We start from the raw sequence: 22,365 nt of genomic DNA, 5'->3' as shown, positions 1-22,365 counted from the left end.
AGAGATTATTATAAAAAAGGTATTGAATTATTCTTTCCTCTAAATTATGATTGTTTCGGCACTCAAAAAGAAAGCATGTTATTCGAATAGTTTTAAGGATATGTTTGATAAAAATAATACCCTGCAGGATATTATTTGTGCTTCAAAGCACTCCCTGTAAGGAACATTGGAAGGAGATGATTTTCATGGAGCATTTTTCATTAGAGGAATGGCGGAAATATTCGAAAAATGAGCTTTCTGAACCTGAGCGTGAACTCTATGAAGATCATCTCTATATATGTGATCAATGTCTGGAAGTATACCTCGAAGCGATGGAAGAGGAGGAGTACTCCTTGCCCGCAATGCCGGGGGAAGAGGCCTTTACCAATCTTGTTATGGCTCAGATTGCAGGCGGAACCCCCGAAGAAGCTTCTCAGGAACAGAGTGGGCTTCCTCCTAAAGCCTCCTGGTTTGAGCGCTGGTTCCCTCTTGCCTTCGCCTGCTTTGTGCTTATTGGGGGATTAGTAACCATGTACCGGGAGAAAAATCAAATAGATCAGGAGTAACTCTTAACCGAAGTTAGGAGTTTTTTTACATTAAAAAATTTGAAAATTCATATAAAAATACTTACAATAAAAAAGACCGATCAGTTTATTTTAATTACAATACCTGGGGAGTGGGAGATATGGGAAGAAGGCAGGTTCCGCAGGAAATGCAAAAAAAGAGCAAGAGTGTCCATCTTGAGCAATGGATTTGGGATTTGGCAGCGCAGCTGCAGCCGTGCCGTTCAGCAGCTATCAGAGATTTATTTCTCGCTAAAATGAAAGAAGACTTGATAAGAGCGGGATTGGCGGAGGAAAGCACGGAAATCACGAGTGAACATGCCAGCCTGTATATAGAAGAAGTTCTGAAAGACAGTGAAATCAGCCGAAAGTGCTGCTGATAAATGCATAACTGAAAGAGAATAAATCAGTTGCCTTGGAGGGACAGAATTGCCGCCTATTGTATCAGAGGAATATAAACGGAAAAAAAAGAAAGAGATCCTGTCTGGCGCCTTGGCCTGTTTTGCCAAAAAAGGATTTCAGGCAGCAACCATAGATGATATAGTCGCCTACTCAGGAATAAGCAAGGGAGCCATCTATAATTATTTTAAAAGCAAGGAAGAAATCTATTTGGAGCTGTTGAATGAGCAGACAGAATCAGCTAATGCAAGACTTGCAGAGAAAATATCCATGTTCTCCTCCGCGGAAGAGAAACTTGAATACCTGTTTGACTTGTACAGGGATATGAGCCCATTCAGCGAGGAACGAAAAGACAGAATAACTGTGCAGCTGGAATTTACGCTGCATTCCTCAAGAGATGAGAACCTGAATCGAATCCTCAATGAACGGGGAAAGAAGTTCTTTTTAAAGCTGATAACAGATATTATGGAGGAAGGACAGGATGCCGGGGAATTCCGTTCCGCTACAGACCCAAATCATGTAGCGGGATTGTTCTGGACTTTTATGGACGGGGCCATGCTTCATAGAGTAATCAATGATGAATATCCATATAGAACCATTATTGACTATGTTAAGAGCCTTGTTTTGCAGGACCTGAAACAGGAATAATGCTCTGCCTTATCCTGGCTAATGATGATTTTAGATCAACAGGCCAAGAAATATAACTTAATTACGATACTTTTTTGCCTAATGAGGGTATAATTCATTTGTGCATCTGACTACTTGTGAAAATAGCAGGAAGTGAATAGAATAGAAACGGATAGCAGTGAATAATTGCTAAGCCGTGGACTATTCGCTATGATGTAAAAAGATGGAATAAAGAGGATTAAGTTTAGATATTTCAATAATAGGATGATGGGCTATGAAAAGAGCAAGAATTATTTATAATCCGACTTCAGGCCGGGAAATTTTTAAGAGACATTTAGCAGAGGTTTTGCAAAAATTGGAGAGAGCTGGCTATGAAACCTCATGCCACGCCACCACAGGTGAAGGGGATGCGATTAAAGCTGCCCGGACAGCTGTTGAACGCCGATTCGACCTGGTCGTTGCAGCAGGCGGAGACGGTACGATTAATGAGGTTGTAAATGGACTCGCCGAACAGGATTACCGTCCTCGCCTCGGCATTATCCCAACGGGCACAACCAATGATTTTGCCCGTGCTCTCCATATTCCAAGAGATGTGGAAGCGGCAGCAGATATCATTGTAAAAGGAGATACCATTCCTGTTGATATTGGCCGCATAAATGATAAATATTTTATTAATATTGCCGGTGGAGGAAGGCTGACAGAGCTGACTTACGAGGTGCCAAGCAAGCTTAAAACCATGATTGGCCAGCTTGCCTATTACCTAAAGGGAATTGAAATGCTGCCTTCAATCCGTTCAACTGAAGTGAGCATCGAGTTTGATGGCAAAATCTTTGAGGGTGAGGTCATGCTTTTCCTTGTCGGTCTGACAAATTCAGTCGGCGGGTTTGAGAAGCTTGCGCCGGATTCCTGTATTAATGACGGGCTATTTTCCCTGCTGATTTTAAAGAAAACCAACCTCGCCGATTTTATCCGGATCGCGACAATGGCAGTCCGGGGTGAGCATGTAAAGGATCCGAACGTCATCTACACGCAGGCAAATCGCATTAAAGTGCACTCCAAAGAGAAAGTACAGCTCAATCTTGACGGTGAATTTGGCGGGCTGCTTCCTGCCGAATTCGTAAACCTGTACAGACATTTGGAAGTATTTGTCCCTATTGACCAGATTCGTGAAGAAGACCGTCCCACCGATTGGGAAAGCTCCCGCGAATAATAGGAAGTCCGCTCTATTACAGGGCGGGCTTTTAATTTTGCGAAAACACATGAAGTTGTGAACGATGCAAATAGAAAAGTATTCCTGCCAATAGAAGAGTGAAAGAGCAAATAGATATGGAAACCTTGCAAATAGACCGGAAAATATGCAAATAAAGGGTTAGAATCTGCTAATAGGCATGCTTCAGGCTATGCAAAGATTCAGAATCCGAAAGATATCCATTTCGTATTTACCCCTGTTTTATGATACAATCTGTCTAGTCAAAAAAGGTCACGGAATTAAGCTGAAAAGGAAGAAAATGATGAGCAGAACATTACCTGTGCAGAAAAATGATTATATAGATGTTACATTTGAGGATTTGACCCATGAAGGGGCAGGAGTGGCAAAGGTGGACGGTTATCCGCTTTTTGTGCCGGATGGGCTTCCCGGTGAGAGAGCAAAGGTAAAAGTGATTAAGGTGAATAAGGGATATGGATTTGGGCGCCTGATCGAGACATACGAAAGCAGCCCATACCGGGTAGAAGCACCCTGCCCGATTTATAAGGAATGCGGCGGATGTCAGCTGCAGCACCTGAGCTATGAAGGCCAGCTTCTCGCCAAGGAAAAACAGGTCAGAGATGTTCTGGAAAGAATCGGGAAGCTTGAGGGCGTCAAGGTGCATCCGGTTCTCGGCATGAAGGATCCGTGGCGCTACAGAAATAAAGCGCAGGTTCCGATTGGAGAGCAGGAGGGCGGTCTGATCGGCGGGTTTTACCAGCAGCGCACCCACCAGATCATCGATATGAAGGAATGTCTCATTCAGCAGGAAAAAAATGATGAGGTTGTTCAAAAGGTAAAGGAAATTTGCGGCCGCTATGGTGTTCGCGCTTATGATGAAGGCAGGCATAAAGGCGAGCTCCGCCACGTGATGGCGCGCTATGGGCTTGCGTCCGGCGAAGTGATGATTGTTCTTGTTACCAGGACGAACGAGCTTCCGCATAAGCAAAAGATTGCGGAAGAGATTGCATCAAGCATCGAAGGTGTTAAATCCATCGTCCATAACGTGAATTCGCGGAAGACAAATGTGATCATGGGAGATGTTACACGAGTCCTTTGGGGCGAAGAAGTGATCTATGATTTTATTGGCGATATCAAATTTGCGATTTCAGCACGCTCCTTTTATCAGGTGAATCCGGAGCAAACGAAGGTTTTATATGATAAGGCATTGGAATATGCGGATTTGAGCGGTGAAGAAAAAGTTATCGATGCGTACTGCGGTATTGGCACCATCTCTCTTTTCCTGGCACAGAAAGCAAAAGAAGTGTTCGGTGTTGAAATCGTGCCGGAAGCCATTGAGGATGCGAAGAGGAATGCGGAACTGAACCGGATGACAAATGCTTCATTCGCAGTGGGGAAAGCAGAAGAAGTAATTCCTGAATGGTATAAAAAGGGGAACATGGCAGATGTGCTGGTCGTTGACCCGCCGAGAAAGGGCTGTGATGAAGCCCTTTTGAAAACCATCTTAAGTATGAAGCCAAAGAAAGTTGTCTATGTATCCTGCAATCCGGGAACATTGGCAAGGGATCTGCGTATTTTGGAGGATGGTGGATATAAAACCATCGAAGTGCAGCCTGTGGACATGTTCCCGCAGACTATGCATTGTGAAGCAGTCGCGGGATTGGAATGGATAGAGGGCAGCTGACCTGAGGGAAAGCTGCTTTTTTTTTATTGAGCTCTAAAGAATCCTCATGCTTTTTTTCATATAATTCTGTAAAATATAGTTTATAGAGTTATTAAATGGGGTGAGGTTAATGGTCAATGATTTCCCGATCCTTGGTAATGATGGTGAATCGATATATTCCAATCCTGATGAATTGCTCGATTTGTTCCTGAATTGTACGGCAGATGGGGTTGCCATCATTGATATGGAAAACCGTTTTATAAGGGTCAATCATATGTATACGGTGATTTTTGGCTATACCGAAGCGCAGGTTATCGGCAGGAAATTTACCGATTTTCAGAATCTGGAAGAAGTGAAGAAGATTATAAAACTGGTCAAGCTGGGGAAGGTTTACAGCAATGTGATCACACAGCGCTATCATCAGGATGGTTCGATTCTGGATATATCGGTTTCCTATTCTCCTTTCAGAAATTCCAAGGGAAAAATCATAGCTGTTCTGGCTATATTCCGTGATATGACAGAGTTTAAAAGTATGGAGAGGGAATTAAGAAAAACCAGGGAACTGTATGACTTAATTACGAAGAATACGACAGATATGATCAAGGTCTTCACAAGGGAACAAACGGTGATTTATGCATCCCCATCTCATGAAAAAGTATTGGGATATTCGCCGCTGCAGCTTGTGGGGAAGTCTTGCACCACTTTCATATATTCAGAGGAAGAGAGGGAAAAGTTTAACAAGGTCTCTCAAAACCTGCTTAAAACAGGAGAGCCTCAGCTCCTTGAGACAAAAATGAATACGGCCAATGGTGATGTCGTTTTCGTAGAGGCTAGCATTTCCCCTATTTTCAACGATAGGGGTGAAATTGAATTATTTGTGGCAGTAGGCAGAAATATAACTGACAGGGTGAATAATGATGCTGTTTTGAGGAATTTGGATCGCCTTTCCATTATCGGACAGCTTGCTGCAGGGGTTGCCCACGAAATCAGGAACCCGCTGACTTCTTTAAAAGGTTTTTCAAAACTGCTCCAATCAAGCATTAATCAGGAAAAACAGGATAATTATCTTTCCATTATTATGGAAGAGCTTGATCGAATTGATATCATTGTCAATGAGTTCATGTCTTTGGCAAAGCCTCAGGCAATCGAGTTTGAGAAAGGAAACTTAATGTCTATTCTGGAAAGTACGATTAAGGTGCTTCATCCGCAGGCACTGCTTCATAATGTCCAGATTCATCTCAAACATAGTGAGAATGATATTATGCTGTTATGTTCACCTCCTCAGCTGAAGCAAGTGTTTGTGAACTTTTTAAAAAATGCGATTGAAGCTATGCCAAACGGAGGAAATGTATATGTCAGCACGCAGCAAATAGAGAGCGGGCGTGTAAGGATTGCTTTTGCAGATGAAGGGGCAGGCATTGATGATGAAATGCTTAAGCATCTTGGGACACCTTTTTATACAACAAAAGATAAAGGAATCGGTCTGGGGCTCACAGTCAGCAACAAGATTATACAGGAACATCAAGGGCTGATGACTATCGATAGTTTTATAGGTGAAGGAACTACGGTGACTGTAGAATTGGATTGTATATAGTTTGTTCTGCCCATCTCTTTAGGGGTGGGTTTTTTTAAAATGAAACACGGCCTTGCAGCACATAGCAAGGCCGTGTTTTTATTCTAAAGCATCTTTTAGAACTTTCCCCTCCAAAAAGTCAGGAGCCGGTATCTCCAGCAGTTTATAAACGGTTGGGGCGATATCCAGTGCGGTAATCGAGCCAATTCGGCTGTCATTTTTAAAAGAAGGGCCTTGTGCAAAGAATACAGCCTTAAGTTCTTTCCGATCAGGATTGCCGCCATGGCTGCCGAGTTCTATTGCCGGCATTTGGGGGCTTGTTAAGCTGCTGCCCATCATATAGCCTCTTGCACCAAGCAGCAATATGTCTCCCTGATTAGGGTGCTTATTCTCTTTTTTATTATCATAGGCAATCTGATAAGGCTTTTCTTCTTTCCTAAAGAGGTAATTGGAAAAATGCTTTGCCGTTTGATTAAATTGGCTGAACTTTCCTTCGGCGAGGAAATCACCGGCTTCACCCAAATAGCCCTTTAGGATTTTTGTCTTAAATTCGGATTTGATTTTATATTCGCTAAAGAGTTTCACCACTTGGTCTGCAGCCTTTTCCTTTTCTCTTTTGGAGAGGTTTTCATTCAGATAAATTTGGGCAGCTGATCCGCTGGCTACAGCCATTGCTTTGGAGTTCTCCTCATCCACTCTGCCTTTTTTATCTGTCATTAAAAGACCTGCTTCTTTCAGAAGAGTGTTTGGAGCCAGAATGGTGTGGACTGGCTCCATGCCGTGATCAGATACCACAAGAAGGTGGTCTTCTTCGCTAAGGCTGTCCATCGTCTTTCCCACGACATCATCTGCAAGCTTGTAGGCCCATTCAATGTATTTCGAATGTCTTTGGGAATTTTTCTCTGAATACCCGGGCTGCCGCGGATCTGCCAGCAGAAAATGATGTGATTCATAATCAATCTGAGGTGTATAAAACATCAGCAGATCGGGCTGGTATTTTTCTTTAATATAAAGAGACACATCAGTTGCCCAGCGGACAAAACGCGAACCGATTTCCTCGTACTCTTCCCGAGTAATCCACTTTTTTTCAAAAGCCTTTGTATCATCCTGGACGGGGAAAAAGCCGAATTCCGATAGAAGCTCCTCTTCAAATCCTTCTGGACCTTCAATGAGGGCTGACGTAACGGCAGTACGGTAAATGCTCGCTTTCTCAAGGCTGGCATCAGTTTTCAGCTTAAACCAGAACCCTGCAGATTCACCGTCAGCTTCAACAGGAATTGACCCCCATTCATTGGCATTGACGATAACATCTTCGGAGTCTGCCGAACGGTTTTCCGAAAAAATGAAGCGGTTATAGCCGGTTTTTCCATCATCCGAAGTGTCTAAAGCTAATATATAGATCTCTTTATTCTTTGCTTTTTTCAATGGCAGCTTCACTGCAGCTTCTTTTGCAGGGCTAAAGCTGTTTTCGGTGTGCTCCCAGCTCTCTGTTTTTTTGAACTGAAGCTTATCCAGAGAGCTTTCTGCCCAGGTTTCACCATAATAAACTGCATAATCAGCCTGTTCGCCTGCATCAGGGTTTGACCCGGGAAACAGCAGGGTTGCTGTTGTTTTGCCATTCTTTTTGGCTTCTGCCCAAAGCGGGCTTTTATCAAGCGGCTGATGAAAAGCGCTTTCTCCATTGGCCAATTCCTTGTTGGGGTCCTGCCATTTATTGCTGACCATGCCGGTTTCCGATGGAACTGCACCTGAAGCAATTGCCGCATGTGATGGTGCGGTCAGAGAGGGGGTTACAGTCTTGGAATCCTTGGCGGCTACTCCGTTCTCCATAAGTGACTTAATATGAGGAAGCTTGCCGTCCTTTACAAACTCTTTTGCCAGGTCGTTTCTCATTCCATCAAAGGAAATCAGTACAACCTTGTTTTCCTTCTTAGAATCCTCTGTATATCCTGAGGAAGGAAATACAATCGATCCTATTAATAAAATAACTATATAAAAATAGTGCTTATTCATTATGTTTCCTCCAAGATGTAAGTAAATTGGTACAAGAGCTTATTCCCTGCATTTTTTATAAATAAACATTTTCAAAAAGGAAGATATACAGATGCCAAATATACTGACTCCGCTAAATAAGCTAATTCAAACTGATTCAATAGAATCAATAAAATTTTTCCAGTCCCAAAGAGGTAGACTTGAAGTTTGCGAATCTTTATTTTTAGAGTAGTCCGCAAAGTTCGACAGAAAAAAATGAGGAATATGGAGGAAAGTGTATGGCAATTTTAAAAGGTTCATATGGAAACAGAGCTATATTAAAAGGGACTGTTGCTGCAGCTATTTTAGCAGGAGGAGTCTTGTCGCCGTCAATTCCGAGCTTTTCAAACGAGGCAGTTGCAGAAGCAGCTTCCTATACTTACACAGTGGATGCAACCAGTCTGAATGTCCGTTCCGGTCCAGGTACAAATTACAGCCGGATTGGCAGCCTGGCCCAAGGCAGCAGTATTCAGGCTATTGACCGTCTTGCGAACGGCTGGTACAAAATAACGTACAATGGCAAAACAGGCTATGTCAGCGGCCAATATGTTAAAACAAATGAAAAACTTTACCGGGTGGATGCTACCTCATTAAATGTCCGGAAAGGTTCAGGTACAAATTACGGGAAAATAGGGTCCTTGAAAAACGGATCTGAATTGAATGTTATACATAAGGAAAGCAATGGCTGGTATAAAATTTCCTACAATGGCGGCACGGGTTATGTAAGCGGTGATTATGTGACAGTCAGTGACGCCCGCCTGTCCAAGATCAATGTGCCGCTCATTGCCCAGCGGCCAGAGCTGCCAAGCGGATGTGAAGTCACTTCACTGGCGATGGCACTGAAGTTTTATGGAGTGAATGTCAGCAAAACCACACTAGCAAAAAAAATGCCATATGACTCAACCAAGCTGGTAAGAAATGCAGACGGATCAATTAAAACCTGGGGGGACCCTGATGTCGGGTTTGTTGGAACACCTTTTGGCAACGGACACACGATAAATCCGGGGCCGCTGAAAAAGCTGCTTGATCAATACCGTCCTGGCGGTGTAAATTTGACCGGGAAGGATTTCTCGGAAATAGAAAAAGCTGTTTCAGAGGGTAACCCTGTACTGGCATGGTTTACAATCAGCCATGAAATGCCGAATAAAAGAACCTGGAAAACGCCTGCAGGCAAAACGATCAGTGCACCGACACCTCTGCACTGTATTGTTGTAACCGGTGTGGATGCCGATTATGTTTATTTTAATGACAGTGAAGCTGTTAAAAAAGATGTTAAAATGCCAAAAGAGAAGTTCATTAAGATCTACAATGCCATGGGCAAGCGTGCATTGGCGGTTAAATAGCCATAAAACACCTGCGGAAAATTTCCGCAGGTGCTTTTTTTTACAAAATATACGTCTCAGGTCTTAGCAAGGATTACTTTTGTGGTCTATGGCGGGCAATCGTGTTATTTTGTATCGTATAACTTGAGAAGTTTTTTAAAAGTGTTTTAATAGATTTAAGGATATATGCCTTTTTTGCTGAAAGATGTCTGTGGATGAAACTTTAGGTTTATCAATTACGTATAAATTAAGTAGGACTATGAGTAGGAGTCGATAAATATGAATTCCTTTTTAGCATTTGCTTTTCGCCTGCTGACGGCTGTTCCAATGTCTGTCAGTGTCTGGCTGGCCAGTTACTTTGCTTTCGGGCAAACATTTTTTCTGTCAGGGGTTTATGGAGCTGGAACAGGATTGCTCACTTATTGGGCCGGCGGATTGATTCAGCGCCGCCGCTTTTTGAAAAAACATGGATTGACGAAAAGGGAATACCAATATATAAAGCGAAATCTTGATGAGGCACGCCGCAAAATAACCCGTCTGCATAAAGCGATGTTCTCCATTCGGCATTTCCCGACGCTGAAGCAGCGCATGGAGTTCATGAGGGTGACGAGGAGGATTTACAGACTGACCAGAAGTGAGCCGAAACGGTTTTATCAGGCGGAGCAGTTTTATTTTTCCCATTTGGATTCTGCTGTGGAGCTGGCGGAAAAGTATGTCTTTCTGTCCTCCCAGCCGCGAAAATCGCGTGAACTGGATCAGTCCCTCCAGGAGACGAGACGTACACTTGATGCCCTTACCCATCATGTGGAGGAAGATCTTCACCGGGTTATCGCGGAAGATATTGATCAGCTTCATCTTGAAATTGATGTTGCCAGGAATTCGATTGAGAAGATAAAAGAATCAAGAATTCATGATGAAAGCAGGAGATTAAAATGACCGAAGAAAAACCGTCCCTGTTAAAAAACACTGATTTGATGGATGATTTGCTGGCAGATCCTTTCGGGGTGAATCAGCAGCCTGTTTCCTCGCCGCTGCAATCGGAAAAGCGGACAAGGCTGATAGATGTAATCCCGGAAGAAAACCGCGAAAAAGCCTATCAGCTTGCAAAGCAAATCGATCCTGCCAATCACCAGGCGATGATCTCATACGGAACACCAGCTCAATCAAAGCTGTTATCGTTCTCCCATACTATGCTCGAGCATGTTCAGAAAAAGGACGTTGGTGAAGTGGGAACGATCATCAATGACCTGATGAAAAAATTCAGCGATGTGAATCCGGATGAGCTGAAGCCGGAGAAATCATCCTTTTTTGCGCGTATGTTCGGAAAGATTTCCGGTTCAGTTCAGGAAGTCTTGTCCAAATACCAGAAAACGGGAGCTCAAATCGACCGCATCAGCGTCAAATTGGAAAGAAGCAAGAATGCGCTTCTTTCCGACATTGTCATGTTAGATAAGCTTTATGATAATAATAAAGAGTATTTTCATGCGTTAAATGTCTATATTGCAGCCGGTGAACTGAAGCTTGAAGAACTTCATGAAAAGACGATTCCTGAACTGAAGAAGAAGGCAGAAGAGTCAAATGATCAGATGAAGTTCCAAGAAGTAAACGATATGATTCAGTTTGCTGACCGCCTGGATAAACGCCTTTATGACTTGAAGCTGAGCCGTGAAATAACGATTCAAAGTGCGCCGCAGATCCGGCTGATACAGAATACCAATCAGGCATTGGTTGAAAAAATCCAGTCTTCCATCATGACTGCCATCCCTCTTTGGAAAAATCAGGTGGCCATTGCCTTGACGCTGCTTCGCCAGCGCCATGCCGTCGAAGCCCAGAAGAAGGTTTCAAAAACCACCAATGATCTTCTATTGAAAAATGCGGAGATGCTGAAAGTGAATACGATTGAAACGGCACGTGAAAATGAGCGGGGTCTTGTCGATATTGAAACATTAAAGAAAACACAGGAGAACCTGATCTCTACTCTTGAAGAAACCTTGAGGATCCAGGAAGAAGGCAGGAATAAGCGCCGGCAGGCGGAACATGACCTGGCCAATATGGAAAATGACTTGAGGCTGAAGCTGCTGGAGATTAAGGGAAATTAAAAGAAGAGCGATGTTCAATCAAACGTTTGATTGAACATCGCTCTTTTGCTGTTTAAACTGTTAATTCAGTTTCAGTGGCAGGTGTTTGTTTTTTTACAGGGAGCTTGATGACAGCTTCTGTTCCTTTCCCTTTCTCGCTATTGAAATAAATGGAACCATTATGGGATTGGACAATCTTAAAGCTGACTGTGAGTCCGAGGCCTGTTCCCTTCTCCTTTGACGAATAAAATGGTTCACCGATCCTATTTAGGCGATCTTCCGACATGCCGCAGCCATTATCTTTAACCAGGATAGTCAGCAGATGGTCTTCAGCCAGCAGTGTAACGGTTACTTTGCCGCCTTCTTTAGATGCCTCGATGGCATTTTTTATGATATTGATAAAAAGCTGCTTTAGCTGATTTGGTTCACATTCAATCATATAAACATCAGATTTTAACAGAAATTCAATCTGGACATTGTGCATGCTGGCTTCTGTTTTTAAAAGCGAAATGACATTAAACAGGATCTTTTGGACATCTGCTTTTGTAAAACAAATATCCTGAGGCTTGGCAAGAAGCAGCAGCTCGCCGACAATATGGTTGATCCGGTCCAGTTCCTCCTGCATGATCTGATAATAGAACTGATGCTTTTCATCTTCCAGCTGCATGAGCTGCACAAAGCCTTTTAAGGATGTCAGAGGATTTCTGATTTCGTGCGCAACACTTGCAGAAAGCTCCCCAACCACAGAAAGCTTTTCAGTGCGGCGCAGTCTTTCTTCAGCCTGACGAAGCTTTGTCACATCTTTCCCATATCCGATGACCCCGGCAATTTGACCATTCACAATAAGCGGAAGGGCAGTGCATTGAATAGTCAGTGTGCTGCCATTTTTATGATTGAAATCAAACTCACAGGTCTTTGGCTGTTTATCTTCAAGGATGCCTGTAAAGTCTTCAATGGCCTTCGCTTTATAAGGAACCGGTATTATTTCATTGATGCTTTTACCCAATGTTTCATCAGGGCTGTATCCTGTCACGGCTTTAAATTGGGGATTTACTTTCGTAATTGTGCTATGAAGGTCTGTCATAAAGACTATCTCGGTATTATATTCAAACAGGGATTTGTACTGCTGCTGGCTTTCGGCAAGCAGCTTCTCCACATGCTTTCTTTCTGTAATGTCCCGGCCGATAATAACCAGTCCCTTTCGGCTTCCATCGGCATGGAAGAGCGGAACTTTAATTGTATCGAACGTTTTTTCTGTTCCGTCAGGTAAAGGAATAACTTCTTCAATGCGTGTAATTTTACCGTTTCTCCAGGTTTCTTCATCTGATGTTTCACAGTAGCGAAGTGCGTCTGCATAAAAATCAGTGTACTCGGCCAGTTCTGAGTCCTTCTTGCCTTTATAATCGACATTTTCGAGATTGAATAACTTAAGTCCAAACTCATTAGACTCAATCCAGCGGCCATGACCGTCTTTGAAATTAACGAAATCCACCATGGAATTAATTAAAGTGGAAAGGCGCTTTTCTTCTTCTCTTGAGGCGCTGAGCTCATCTCTTTTGCCTATAAAATAATAGAGCAGCCATCCTGTAGCAATGATGTACAGAAATTCTTTAGCTCTGAATAGAAAACTGACAAGAGAAGAAGGTTCAAGCATATGTAAAAGGTAATTCGTTCCGAATACCCAAATAAGGCTGATGATCACATATAAGCCCAATACCTTTTTTTTATTCATTAGCTTATATTTCTCCTGTTCTTTATTTGGCTGAAAAAAAGCTGGAATTCAGTCAAATTAGTATTTTTCACGTATAATAATAGAATATACAGGTTGCATATACAGATTATATATAGCTTCTATTCTATATGATTTTGGCAGAGTCTTCTAGTGCCAGGAAATTAGTAAAATCATATTATAAGGAAAAAGAAAGGGAAGGACAAGCATGTATCTGACCATTAAAGAAACCGCAGAATATTTATCTTACCCTGAGTCATATGTAGAAAGCCTGATTCAGCAAAGGAAAATACGCGCCATTTATGACGGAGAACAGTATTTAATTTACAAGGAACAGTTTAATGCCCATCTAAAGCAGGTGGAAAAATACAGGGAGCTGGTGGAGGAAATTTTAAATGAGCCGATACCGGAGGACCGGGATATCAAAGATGAGGATTAAATTGTACAATTTCCCTTGAATCACATTATTTTACAATTATTATCAGCTTGGATAAACTATAATTAAATAATGTGTTAAAGGAGGAAGTATGGATGTTTGATATTTTAATAGTGGGTGCAGGTCCTGCCGGTGCAAGTGCTGCGCTGTTTGCCGCCAAAGCGGGCAAGAAGGTAGTGGTTGTGGATAATGATAAAAGCATGACTAAACGTGCATGGGTTGAAAATCATTATGGCGTTATGGAAATCACTGGCCCGGAACTGATTGAAACAGGCAAAAAGCAAGCTGTTAAGTTTGGGGCAGAGATCACTGAAGGAACTGTAGAAAACATTGAAAAAGCTGAGAGTGGTTTTACTGTAACAGCAGGAGAAAAATCATATTCAGCGAAACATGTGATTGTAGCAGCTGGTCTTTCAACTGATTTAGCAGAAAAAGCCGGTTTGAAAACTAAAGCAGGGACTGAGCCTCGCATTAAAACGGTTCTGGATGCTGATGCTGACGGTAAGACGAATGTTGATGGCATTTGGGCAGCCGGAACTATTGCAGGAGTCAGCGTCCATACAATCATTACAGCTGGAGACGGTGCGAAAGTGGCGATTAATGTAATCAGTGAATTGAACGGCGAGCGTTATGTGGACCATGATTTAATGAAATAGAATGGGAGAAGGCTTGCATTGAGCAGCCTTCTTTTTTGTCTATTCTTCCTATTATAAATTTACTAATAATAACAAAATATCCAAAATATAGATTTTTGTACCTACAGGATTCTAGTATCTTGTACCCTTATAAGAGTTTTCGAAACATTATAATATTTAATGAGCGGAATCTATTATTCTATTGGAGGTACTAGATGAGGAAACCAATTTTAAAAGTAGCGTTAGCTTCAACTCTTGTTTTTGGGGCAGTCGGAGCACAAGCAGCTTTTGCACAGCCAGTCGGCGTAAAACAGAACCTGCCGTTAAATGTATTCGATAAGAAGGTAGTCAATAAAATTAATGCAGAAAATATCTATAATAATATTGATTTTCTTTCACAAACCCCGCGTGTAGCCGGTACAGAATCGGAGTATAACGCAGTTCAGTATATTAAAAGTCAATTCGAGTCTTATGGCTATGAAACGGAGATTCAGCCATTCACGTTTTATGGATATACACCTCCAAGCAGTATGGAAGTGACCATTGATGGCTATGAAGGAGAACTTCAGCCAAGATCCTTTACCTATTCAGTCAATGGAAATGTGAGCGGGGAGCTGGCATTTGCCGGTCTGGGAACAGTCGAAGAACTCGAAGGTGCTGATCTCACAGGCAAAATTGCACTAATTCAGCGAGGTTCCATTTCTTTTGCTGAGAAAGTACTAAACGCAGCCGAGAAAGGTGCTGCCGGTGTAATTGTTTTTAATAATTCAGAGGGTCCATTGAGCGGAACACTTGGAGCACATAATGAAGAATATGTTCCGGCTTTAGCCCTGTCAAAAGCAGAAGGTGAGGCAATTCTTGCATTGCTGGAGAGCGGTGAAACCTTAGCAGCTTCCCTGACCATTGAAGGTGCAGAGGCAGGAGAAAAAGTTTCCCATAACGTGATTGCCACAAAGAAACCAACCAGCAAAAAGAAAGCGAACGAAGACATTATTGTAGTCGGTTCACACCATGATTCTGTACCCGGTGCGCCTGGGGCGAATGACGATGCTTCCGGAACAGCGATGACATTAGAGCTGGCGCGTGTGTTCAAGGATATTCCGACCGATACAGAAATCCGCTTTGTGACATTTGGAGCAGAAGAGCTGGGATTGATTGGATCTTACCATTATGTTGACAGTCTTTCTGACGATGAAACCAGCAGAACCATTGCAAACTTTAATCTTGATATGGTGGGGAGCAGGGATGCGGGCGATTTAGTGATGATGACATTGGATGGTAAAGACAACCTTGTAACAGAGCTTTCACAAGCATCCAGTGAAAGATTGAACGGGGAGCCGACACCAGTATATCAGGGTGGCAGAAGTGATCATGTGCCATTCGCAGAAGCAGGCATCCCGGCCGCATTATTCATTCACAGCCCTACTGAGCCGTGGTACCATTCTCCAGAGGATACAATTGATAAAATAAGCAAGGAAAAACTTCAGGATACTGCGGAAATTGTGGGTGCCGCCATTTATGATAAAGCACGTTTTGATAACATGGGCCCTAAACCGAAAAAGAAGCATAAAATGAAAGCAGCGCCTGAGATGGTTTATGAGCAGGATGTGAAATAAGCATGAGAGCAGCCGTTCCTTAGAGGGGAGGCTGCTCTTTTACTTGTGTTTTTTACGTTTATTCATCCATCGAAAAACTCTGGTAAGCCAATAGGCAAGCAGGAATAGGGTAATGTAAATAAGAAATATATAAATATAATTAACCCATTTATACTTTAGGAATAAACCATGTGCGACAAGCAAGGGCTTAAAGCCAAATCCGAAAGCCAATGCAGTTAAAAGAGCATAAAGGTAGTAATTTTTATTGTTTTTCAAGGTCCATTGATATACGAGCATAATAGTGACAGGGATAATGGCTGCATCTAATGAAAAGCTGGGTATGAACGGTAGCAACTGATAAGGATAGGCCCACAAGCCGAAGCGGATTCCCGCTGTGTCCACATATGAAAAAAGGACATGAACAGCAAACCCGAAAAAACCGATGTGAAAAATAAGCTTCCGGTCAATTTTAAAATATACAAGCACCAGGGGCAGGATGAGCAGACATGCAACAGTCCAAAACTGCCATGTGCCGAGGTGGGAATATTGCTGCCAGTATTCAATCCCTTGCTGGGTAAGATCACCTTGAATAGCAACGAGTTTGTTGAAGAATTTATCTTGAGCGGGTGACAAACAGATCCCTCCCTTCATTCTGCTGATGGTTATTTTGTCCAGAAGGGTGTTTTTCATGCCCGTTCACTTTCACTTTTTAAAGCTTTAAATAGACATATTCCCATTTGAAATATGATAAAATGATACAAATTGAATTTGGATTTTTTGGAAAGAAGGATCGATGTGAAGAACATAAAAACATACATTCTACTCACTTCCATCATGGCTGTGTGGGGATTGAATGTAAGCATAATTAAGATTCTTGTCAGTTATTTTCCTCCGGTTTCGATTACTTCTCTGCGAATATTAACTGCAGGCATAACGGTGTTTTTAATATTAGGCATAATGGGAAAAGTGAGGAAGCCAAGCGTAAGGGAAATCTCGTACATTGTTTTTGGCGGCCTTCTGAGTGTTGTCAGCCACCATCTTTTTCTGGCTATAGGCCTAACGGGAACGAGTGCGGTGAATGGGGGGCTTATATTAGGTGCGGGTCCTCTTTTGACAGCTATACTGTCTTCCATCCTGCTGCGCCACAAGCCTACAGGCATTCAGGTGCTTGGTTTTCTGCTTGGTGGTGCAGGCGTGACTTTTATTGTTCTTTCAGGAAATAAAGGGATATCGAGCTTAACTCCGGGCGATTTCTTTGTGTTCCTGTCCATTCTTTCACAGGCTCTTAGCTTCATTGTTATCAGTAAGGCTTCAAAAACACTTGATCCGCGATTGCTGACGGGCTATATGCTGGTTTTTGGAGGAGTGATCCTGTTTGTAATGGCGGGCGTAATGGAACCTGGCGGACTTAAGGGCATATCAGAATCCCCAGCCTATGTTTGGGCTGCATTTGCCGCATCTGCCGTATTGGCAACAGCTGTCGGCCATATGGTTTACAACACAGCCATCCGTAATATCGGGCCTGCAGAAGCAAGTATTTTTTTGAACCTGAATACCTTTTTCTCATTGGCAGGCTCGGCGCTTATCCTCGGCGAAGTTATCACCATCAACCACTTGCTTGGGCTGGTTCTTATTGTGGGAGGTGTTCTTTCAGGATCTGGAGCATTGGAGGATTTAGTCTTCAGGAAGCGGAGAAAAGAGAATAGCCAGTATATGTAAAGTGATCTCTTGACATAGAGATCTCTTTTTTTGCAAAAAGTGGAATACGGGAGAAGGTGTATTTAAAGGCCGCTTAAGGGAATAGAGAGGCTATAGAGAGAGGAGGAGCATGGGTGTATTTATCTATAACAGTAAAGATGGCTGTGGGGCTGGTAACGCTGTTAGCGGTAACCCGTATTCTTGGAAAGAAGGAGCTTTCACAGGTAACCCCGTTTGATTTTGTCTATGCGGTTGTTCTTGGAGGGATCATTGAGGAAACGATTTATGATGAAAAAGTAACGGCGCTTCAAGTTATCTATTCGGCTCTCTTATGGGGGGCATTTATTTATATCATTGAAATTCTGGCAAAAAAGAAAAATATATTCAGAAGGATTTTAAAAGGCAGAGAGTCGATCCTGGTCAAGGAAGGCAAGCTGGATGTAAAAGAGATGGAGAAAAATCATCTTGAGATGGAACAGCTTAGGACGATGCTGCGCCAGAAAGGAATATTCAGCATGAACGAAGTCAAGTATGCTTATCTTGAAACCAATGGGGGCTTAAGCGTAATGAAATATCAAAAAGGAGAGCCTGTCACTCCTGAAATGATGAAACTTGAGGTGAAGGAAAAGAATCCTTCCATTTTACTGATTGATGAAGGAGAAGTAGTGGAAGACGGCTTAAAACTACTGGGCAAAGATGGGGAGTGGCTGAGGGAATCCATTAAAACCGAAGGCTATCAAAATATCAAAGAAATATTCTGTGCGGAATGGTCGGAAGAAGAAGGGTTTTATATCGTAGCTTATAAGAAATGAGCCTTGCATCTGCAAGGCCCTCTCTATTAATATCCCTTTTGATAATCAACGAGATTAATGCCTGGTATACCGCTGGTTATATACTCTTTTAAATTGGGAATAAATATATCTTCAATCACACGTTTGGTATAGTGTTCCGTCGATCCGGCTGTATGCGGAGTAATGATGACATTATCAAGCTCCCATAGAGGGCTGTCTTCAGAAAGCGGTTCTTTTTCAAATACATCAAGCCCTGCACCTGCAATCAGGCCGTTCTGCAGTGCGTCGATCAAATCTCTTTCCTTTACAATTTCACCCCTGCCGATATTGATAAAGAAGGCAGAATCCTTCATGAGGGCAAACTGTTCGGATCCGAATAGCTGCCGGGTTTCCTGTGTAAGCGGAAGGGTGACGACAACATAGTCACATTGAGGAAGCACATCGTTCAGCTGTCCGGATGTATACATTTCATCAAAATACTCTTCAGGTTTCCCGGAGTGGCGAACTCCAATGACCTTCATGCCGAATGCTTTGGCAATCCTGGCCGTTTCTTTTCCGATGGCTCCAGTGCCAATCAGGCCGATGGTTTTATTATGTATTTCGAGCTTTAGTCCGGAATGGTGCCATACTTTAGCTTGCTGATTTTTCACATATGTATGGATTTTGCGGGTAAGCCCGAGCATGAGAGCGAAAATGGTTTCAGAAATAGGGTTGGCATGTACGCCATTGGCGCTCGTAATCTGGATGTCCTGTGATTCCATTTCTGCCAGGGGGAGGGAGTCGACACCTGCACTCCAGGATTGGAACCAGCGGAGTTTGCTGTCTCCCTCGAGAACCATCTCTTTAAGTTCCTTTTTCCAGCCGGCGATGACTTCGGCTTTTTTCATTTCATTTGACCAGTTTGCGGGATCCTTGCCGGAAATGAGCTCCCAATCGGGAATGATTTCATTTATTCTTTCAAGCAGTGAGGGATCCAGATCATGTGTAATGATACAGGTTCTTTTTGTCATGTGTGTGCCTCCGTATTATTTTTTGAAAAGTCGGTAAATATATCATAGTCTATAAAAGGAAACTTTTCTAATAAAAAATCCCCGTGTGTAAAGCACCGGGGGATGATCTATCTATTAAGAGGGCTGAAAACCTATTAATTTGGCTTTCTTATCAACACCTAGCGTCGTCTTGTCCGGAAAGGTAATCACAGAGCTGATGTAATCCCAGCGGATCAGAAAATGGGTGACGCAATCTTCTTCCTTTTGCTGTTCTTCCGGAATGTTGGTACCATCTTCTTTTTGTACCATTGTTCGCTTGAAGCAAGGGTTCTCAACCCAGATTCCCATGCTTTCTGTTTTGATCAGTTTAACAAGGTACCACTCGTCGGGCTGAAAAATGCCAGTAATGGAGCCGACGAGATCGTTTGGAAAGTTCTTGAATTTTATTTGGATCTTTTGACCTGTAAAGTTTTCAAGATGCATATATGAACCTCCTGAACTATTAAAATTCGTTTTTTATACTCTTCCTTTATTTGAGTGTTTTAAACATTAAAAAAGCAAGATCCAGTCATTTTGCTGGACCTTGCTTTTTTCTAGCGTTCCCCGTCTACATATTTTCCGTGGTCTGGAACGGCAATTTCATCAAAATCATTCACAAGTCTGGTGAGGCTTTCTCTTAATACAGCGGCGGCCATGGGTATGCCGTGTCCAGTGATGGCAACATCCGGCTGAAGGGCTTCAAGTTTCTGTACGGATGTCCTGGCCGCATCCCAATCTGTCGTCAGATAGCGGGGCGGGCCGCTGATTTCCTGTTCCTGAGTGAGGACACTGTATAAGGATTCCTGTTTTACTGTCACGAAAGCATCACCTGCAATCAGCACACGATCCGATTCCCTGAACAAGGAAACATGGCCAGGGGTATGACCTGGTGTGTGGATCCATTTCCATCCTTCCATATGGGGAACATTTCCGTCGCCAGGCAAAGACTGAATATGGGTTCCGAGATCGATGCCTTCATGCGGAAAGGTGGGGGACATCTTTGCAACAAGTCCGCCTTCAACACTCGCGTCAGGTTTGGGGTAATCCTGCTGTCCGGTTAAGAATGGCATTTCCAGTGTGTGTGCGTACACAGGAACCTGCCAGCGCTCAACCAAATCAATAATTGCACCAACATGGTCAAAGTGGCCGTGTGTAAGAATAATGGCCTTCGGTCTGGCGTTCTCTCCAAAAAGTTCTTCCGCGGCATCCATGATTTTCTCTGCAGATTTTGGCATGCCTGCGTCAACCAGAACCCAGTCGCCGGGCTTTTCTGATATTCGCACAAAACAAACATTAACAATCTGAACTGTCAGGCAGTAAACTCCATCGGCTTCGTTAACAATCATCCCGCTCGTGGAGGAAGTCATGGGCATATAGCGTTCAGTTGATGAACTTTCCTTCAAAAATATTACCTCCTTTTAAAATAACAGACCTCTTATCTTTTTGAGTATACCCGCATGTGGCCTTTGTATGCGGCATATTCAGGAGGTGGAGGGAATAAATGCAAAAAAAGCTCTGCCGTAATAGGGCAGAGCTTGAAAAATCAGGATAGAAATTCATGCGGGTTTAATCCGAGTTCCATGCAGATTTCTGTAACAGCCTGTTTTTCATTTTGATCAAAGTTTCCATCAGCATAACCGATCGCGATGCAATAACGGGCTACGAGGCGGGCGATCTCAGGCTTATTTCTTACCCGGCCAACTGCTTTGAAGGCTTCGGCCCGGCCGATGATCGGGTCCATCTCAATCCGCTGGACGAACATATTGAATTGCTGTATCACCTTTTGGGTATCAAATACTTTTAACTCCTGGCTGCTGTTTACAAATTCGATCATCTTTTGGCGTTCAGATGGATCAAGTCTGCCATCTGCCATGCCGACAAGAGCGCATGAAGCTACAACGGCATCCATGACATCCTGGCTCTTGAATCGGGTGAAAAGCTCCTGTGCGCGGCGCTTTTGGTCATTGGCCCACTGAGCGTAATCTGTCTGGTTAGGCGACCATGAATTGCCGCAGGCATTACAGGTGAGCTTCAGCTGATTTTTACCAATAAAGCCGCCAAGAAGTCCTACAGGGCCAAGGATGAGTCCTCCGATTGCTGCTTTTCCAAGGCCAAATCCCTTTTGACCGGTGCGGATGTTAGTAGATCCGCACCGGGTGCAGGCAATATTCCCATCTGTATAGGATTGAGCCTGTACCGGCTGTCCAAAACCTGTTTGGCCGCCCATGGCAGAAGGCTGGGAAGGAGGTGTGCTATATGCAGTCTGATTGTAGGCAGGCTGGCCAAAAGACGACGGGCTGTAGCCTGATTGAGTCTGCTGGCTTTGCTGTGGGCTGAATCCATGAGACTGCTGTCCGTAATTTGCCTGCTGCTGAAACTGGCCATGGCCGAATGACGGCTGCTGACTTGGAACAGGTTCATCATCTACGGAAACACCGAAATTGCGGCAGAGGGCAGCTAATCCTCCCTGAAATCCGCTTGCAATGGCATTGAATTTCCACTCGCCATTGTGGCGGTAAAGCTCTGCAGCTACGATGGCTGTTTCAACAGTAAAATCACGGCCAAGGTCGAAGCGGAGCAGTTCCTCGTTCGTCATGGCATTAAAAATTCTCACATAGGCATTTGAAACTTGTCCGAAGTTCTGACCCTTCATCTGGGCATCATGAATGGTAATAGTAAATGCAATTCGATGGATATGCTGCGGCACCTTATTCAACTCGATGCGGATTTGTTCATCATCCCCGGTGCCGGCTCCCGTTCTGTTGTCACTGCTGTAGAGAATCGATCCGTTTCCGCCGGAAGGATTATTATAAAACACAAAGTCACTGTCACTTTGCACTTTGCCGGATGCGCCTGTTAAAAATGCTGAAGCGTCCAGGTCGTATTGAGATTGATTGTGGCTGACATCCCAGCCCAATCCTGCCATCACAACCTGCAAACCAGGATTGGTTTTGGTCAAATCTACTTTTTGTCCCTTGCTCAATCGAACTCCCACAGATTTCACTCCTAAA

The 22,365-nt window shown here is 43.3% G+C and carries 21 protein-coding genes; 14 read left to right on the top strand and 7 right to left on the bottom strand.

Features of this window, described 5'->3' with window-relative positions; translation table 11 throughout:
• The first annotated feature begins 185 nt into the window (after positions 1-185).
• The 6 genes from NYE23_RS19070 (at position 186) to NYE23_RS19045 (ending at position 6,032) form a co-directional block, all read left to right on the top strand.
• Positions 186-545 carry a hypothetical protein gene (locus NYE23_RS19070; protein ID WP_076258218.1) on the top strand — a complete coding sequence of 120 codons (360 nt, stop codon included), beginning with the start codon at positions 186-188 and terminating at the stop codon, positions 543-545.
• A gap of 119 nt (positions 546-664) precedes the next feature.
• Positions 665-922 (top strand): hypothetical protein, encoded by a 258-nt coding sequence (locus NYE23_RS19065; protein ID WP_076258219.1) that lies wholly within the window; start codon positions 665-667, stop codon positions 920-922.
• Positions 923-971: 49 nt separating this feature from the next.
• Positions 972-1,589 (top strand): TetR/AcrR family transcriptional regulator, encoded by a 618-nt coding sequence (locus tag NYE23_RS19060; protein ID WP_341080008.1) that lies wholly within the window; start codon positions 972-974, stop codon positions 1,587-1,589.
• Between the two features lie 253 nt (positions 1,590-1,842).
• Positions 1,843-2,778: a diacylglycerol kinase gene (locus NYE23_RS19055; RefSeq protein ID WP_076258221.1), complete on the top strand. Its 936-nt coding sequence runs from the start codon at positions 1,843-1,845 to the stop codon at positions 2,776-2,778.
• A gap of 301 nt (positions 2,779-3,079) precedes the next feature.
• Positions 3,080-4,459, top strand: a complete 1,380-nt coding sequence (rlmD, locus tag NYE23_RS19050) for a 23S rRNA (uracil(1939)-C(5))-methyltransferase RlmD (RefSeq protein WP_341080006.1) — start codon at positions 3,080-3,082, stop codon at positions 4,457-4,459.
• 109 nt (positions 4,460-4,568) lie between these two features.
• Positions 4,569-6,032, top strand: a complete 1,464-nt coding sequence (locus NYE23_RS19045; RefSeq protein WP_076258241.1) for a PAS domain-containing sensor histidine kinase — start codon at positions 4,569-4,571, stop codon at positions 6,030-6,032.
• 78 nt (positions 6,033-6,110) lie between these two features.
• Here NYE23_RS19045 and NYE23_RS19040 read toward each other — a convergent pair whose 3' ends face one another.
• Positions 6,111-8,024, bottom strand: a complete 1,914-nt coding sequence (locus NYE23_RS19040) for an alkaline phosphatase family protein (protein WP_341080001.1) — start codon at positions 8,022-8,024, stop codon at positions 6,111-6,113.
• Positions 8,025-8,281: 257 nt separating this feature from the next.
• Here NYE23_RS19040 and NYE23_RS19035 point away from each other — a divergent pair, with 257 nt between their 5' ends.
• From NYE23_RS19035 to NYE23_RS19025, 3 genes are all read left to right on the top strand, one after another.
• The gene (locus tag NYE23_RS19035) at positions 8,282-9,385 is read left to right on the top strand and encodes an SH3 domain-containing protein (RefSeq protein ID WP_341079999.1); all 1,104 of its coding nucleotides are present in this window, start codon (positions 8,282-8,284) and stop codon (positions 9,383-9,385) included.
• A 258-nt stretch (positions 9,386-9,643) separates the two neighbouring features.
• On the top strand, positions 9,644-10,300 hold the full coding sequence (locus NYE23_RS19030) for a 5-bromo-4-chloroindolyl phosphate hydrolysis family protein (RefSeq protein ID WP_341079997.1): 657 nt from the start codon (positions 9,644-9,646) through the stop codon (positions 10,298-10,300).
• On the top strand, positions 10,297-11,463 hold the full coding sequence (locus NYE23_RS19025; RefSeq protein WP_076258248.1) for a toxic anion resistance protein: 1,167 nt from the start codon (positions 10,297-10,299) through the stop codon (positions 11,461-11,463). Before NYE23_RS19030 ends, NYE23_RS19025 begins: the two co-directional genes overlap by 4 nt.
• Positions 11,464-11,515: 52 nt before the next feature.
• Here NYE23_RS19025 and NYE23_RS19020 read toward each other — a convergent pair whose 3' ends face one another.
• Positions 11,516-13,174 (bottom strand): PAS domain-containing sensor histidine kinase, encoded by a 1,659-nt coding sequence (locus NYE23_RS19020; protein ID WP_341079994.1) that lies wholly within the window; start codon positions 13,172-13,174, stop codon positions 11,516-11,518.
• A gap of 205 nt (positions 13,175-13,379) precedes the next feature.
• On the opposite strand from NYE23_RS19020, the gene NYE23_RS19015 reads away from it, so the two are divergent.
• From NYE23_RS19015 to NYE23_RS19005, 3 genes are all read left to right on the top strand, one after another.
• Positions 13,380-13,610 carry an excisionase family DNA-binding protein gene (locus tag NYE23_RS19015; RefSeq protein ID WP_076258253.1) on the top strand — a complete coding sequence of 77 codons (231 nt, stop codon included), beginning with the start codon at positions 13,380-13,382 and terminating at the stop codon, positions 13,608-13,610.
• A gap of 92 nt (positions 13,611-13,702) precedes the next feature.
• Positions 13,703-14,263, top strand: coding sequence for an FAD-dependent oxidoreductase (locus NYE23_RS19010; RefSeq protein ID WP_076258255.1), 561 nt, complete (start codon positions 13,703-13,705; stop codon positions 14,261-14,263).
• 194 nt (positions 14,264-14,457) lie between these two features.
• Positions 14,458-15,858: a M28 family peptidase gene (locus NYE23_RS19005; RefSeq protein ID WP_341079989.1), complete on the top strand. Its 1,401-nt coding sequence runs from the start codon at positions 14,458-14,460 to the stop codon at positions 15,856-15,858.
• 39 nt (positions 15,859-15,897) lie between these two features.
• On the opposite strand, the gene NYE23_RS19000 is transcribed toward NYE23_RS19005, so the two are convergent.
• The gene (locus NYE23_RS19000) at positions 15,898-16,470 is read right to left on the bottom strand and encodes a CBO0543 family protein (protein WP_335449881.1); all 573 of its coding nucleotides are present in this window, start codon (positions 16,468-16,470) and stop codon (positions 15,898-15,900) included.
• Positions 16,471-16,632: 162 nt separating this feature from the next.
• Here NYE23_RS19000 and NYE23_RS18995 point away from each other — a divergent pair, with 162 nt between their 5' ends.
• The gene (locus tag NYE23_RS18995) at positions 16,633-17,556 is read left to right on the top strand and encodes a DMT family transporter (RefSeq protein WP_341079987.1); all 924 of its coding nucleotides are present in this window, start codon (positions 16,633-16,635) and stop codon (positions 17,554-17,556) included.
• A gap of 113 nt (positions 17,557-17,669) precedes the next feature.
• Positions 17,670-18,347, top strand: coding sequence for a DUF421 domain-containing protein (locus tag NYE23_RS18990; RefSeq protein ID WP_341079985.1), 678 nt, complete (start codon positions 17,670-17,672; stop codon positions 18,345-18,347).
• Positions 18,348-18,373: 26 nt separating this feature from the next.
• On the opposite strand, the gene NYE23_RS18985 is transcribed toward NYE23_RS18990, so the two are convergent.
• The 4 genes from NYE23_RS18985 to NYE23_RS18970 all read right to left on the bottom strand — a co-directional run bounded on the left by NYE23_RS18985 (position 18,374) and on the right by NYE23_RS18970 (position 22,349).
• Entirely contained in the window at positions 18,374-19,336 is a 963-nt protein-coding gene (locus NYE23_RS18985; RefSeq protein WP_335449875.1) for a D-2-hydroxyacid dehydrogenase, read from the bottom strand.
• Positions 19,337-19,450: 114 nt separating this feature from the next.
• Positions 19,451-19,798 (bottom strand): hypothetical protein, encoded by a 348-nt coding sequence (locus tag NYE23_RS18980; protein ID WP_048009723.1) that lies wholly within the window; start codon positions 19,796-19,798, stop codon positions 19,451-19,453.
• A 110-nt stretch (positions 19,799-19,908) separates the two neighbouring features.
• On the bottom strand, positions 19,909-20,727 hold the full coding sequence (locus tag NYE23_RS18975) for an MBL fold metallo-hydrolase (protein WP_341080814.1): 819 nt from the start codon (positions 20,725-20,727) through the stop codon (positions 19,909-19,911).
• A 170-nt stretch (positions 20,728-20,897) separates the two neighbouring features.
• Positions 20,898-22,349, bottom strand: a complete 1,452-nt coding sequence (locus NYE23_RS18970) for a TerD family protein (protein WP_076258267.1) — start codon at positions 22,347-22,349, stop codon at positions 20,898-20,900.
• Between the last annotated feature and the right edge of the window lie 16 nt (positions 22,350-22,365).

The sequence above is a fragment of the Cytobacillus sp. FSL H8-0458 genome (assembly GCF_038002165.1).
GTDB lineage: Bacteria > Bacillota > Bacilli > Bacillales > Cytobacillaceae > Cytobacillus.
Note: the sequence above shows the minus strand (reverse complement) of the source record. Positions and strands in the feature narration are given on the sequence as shown.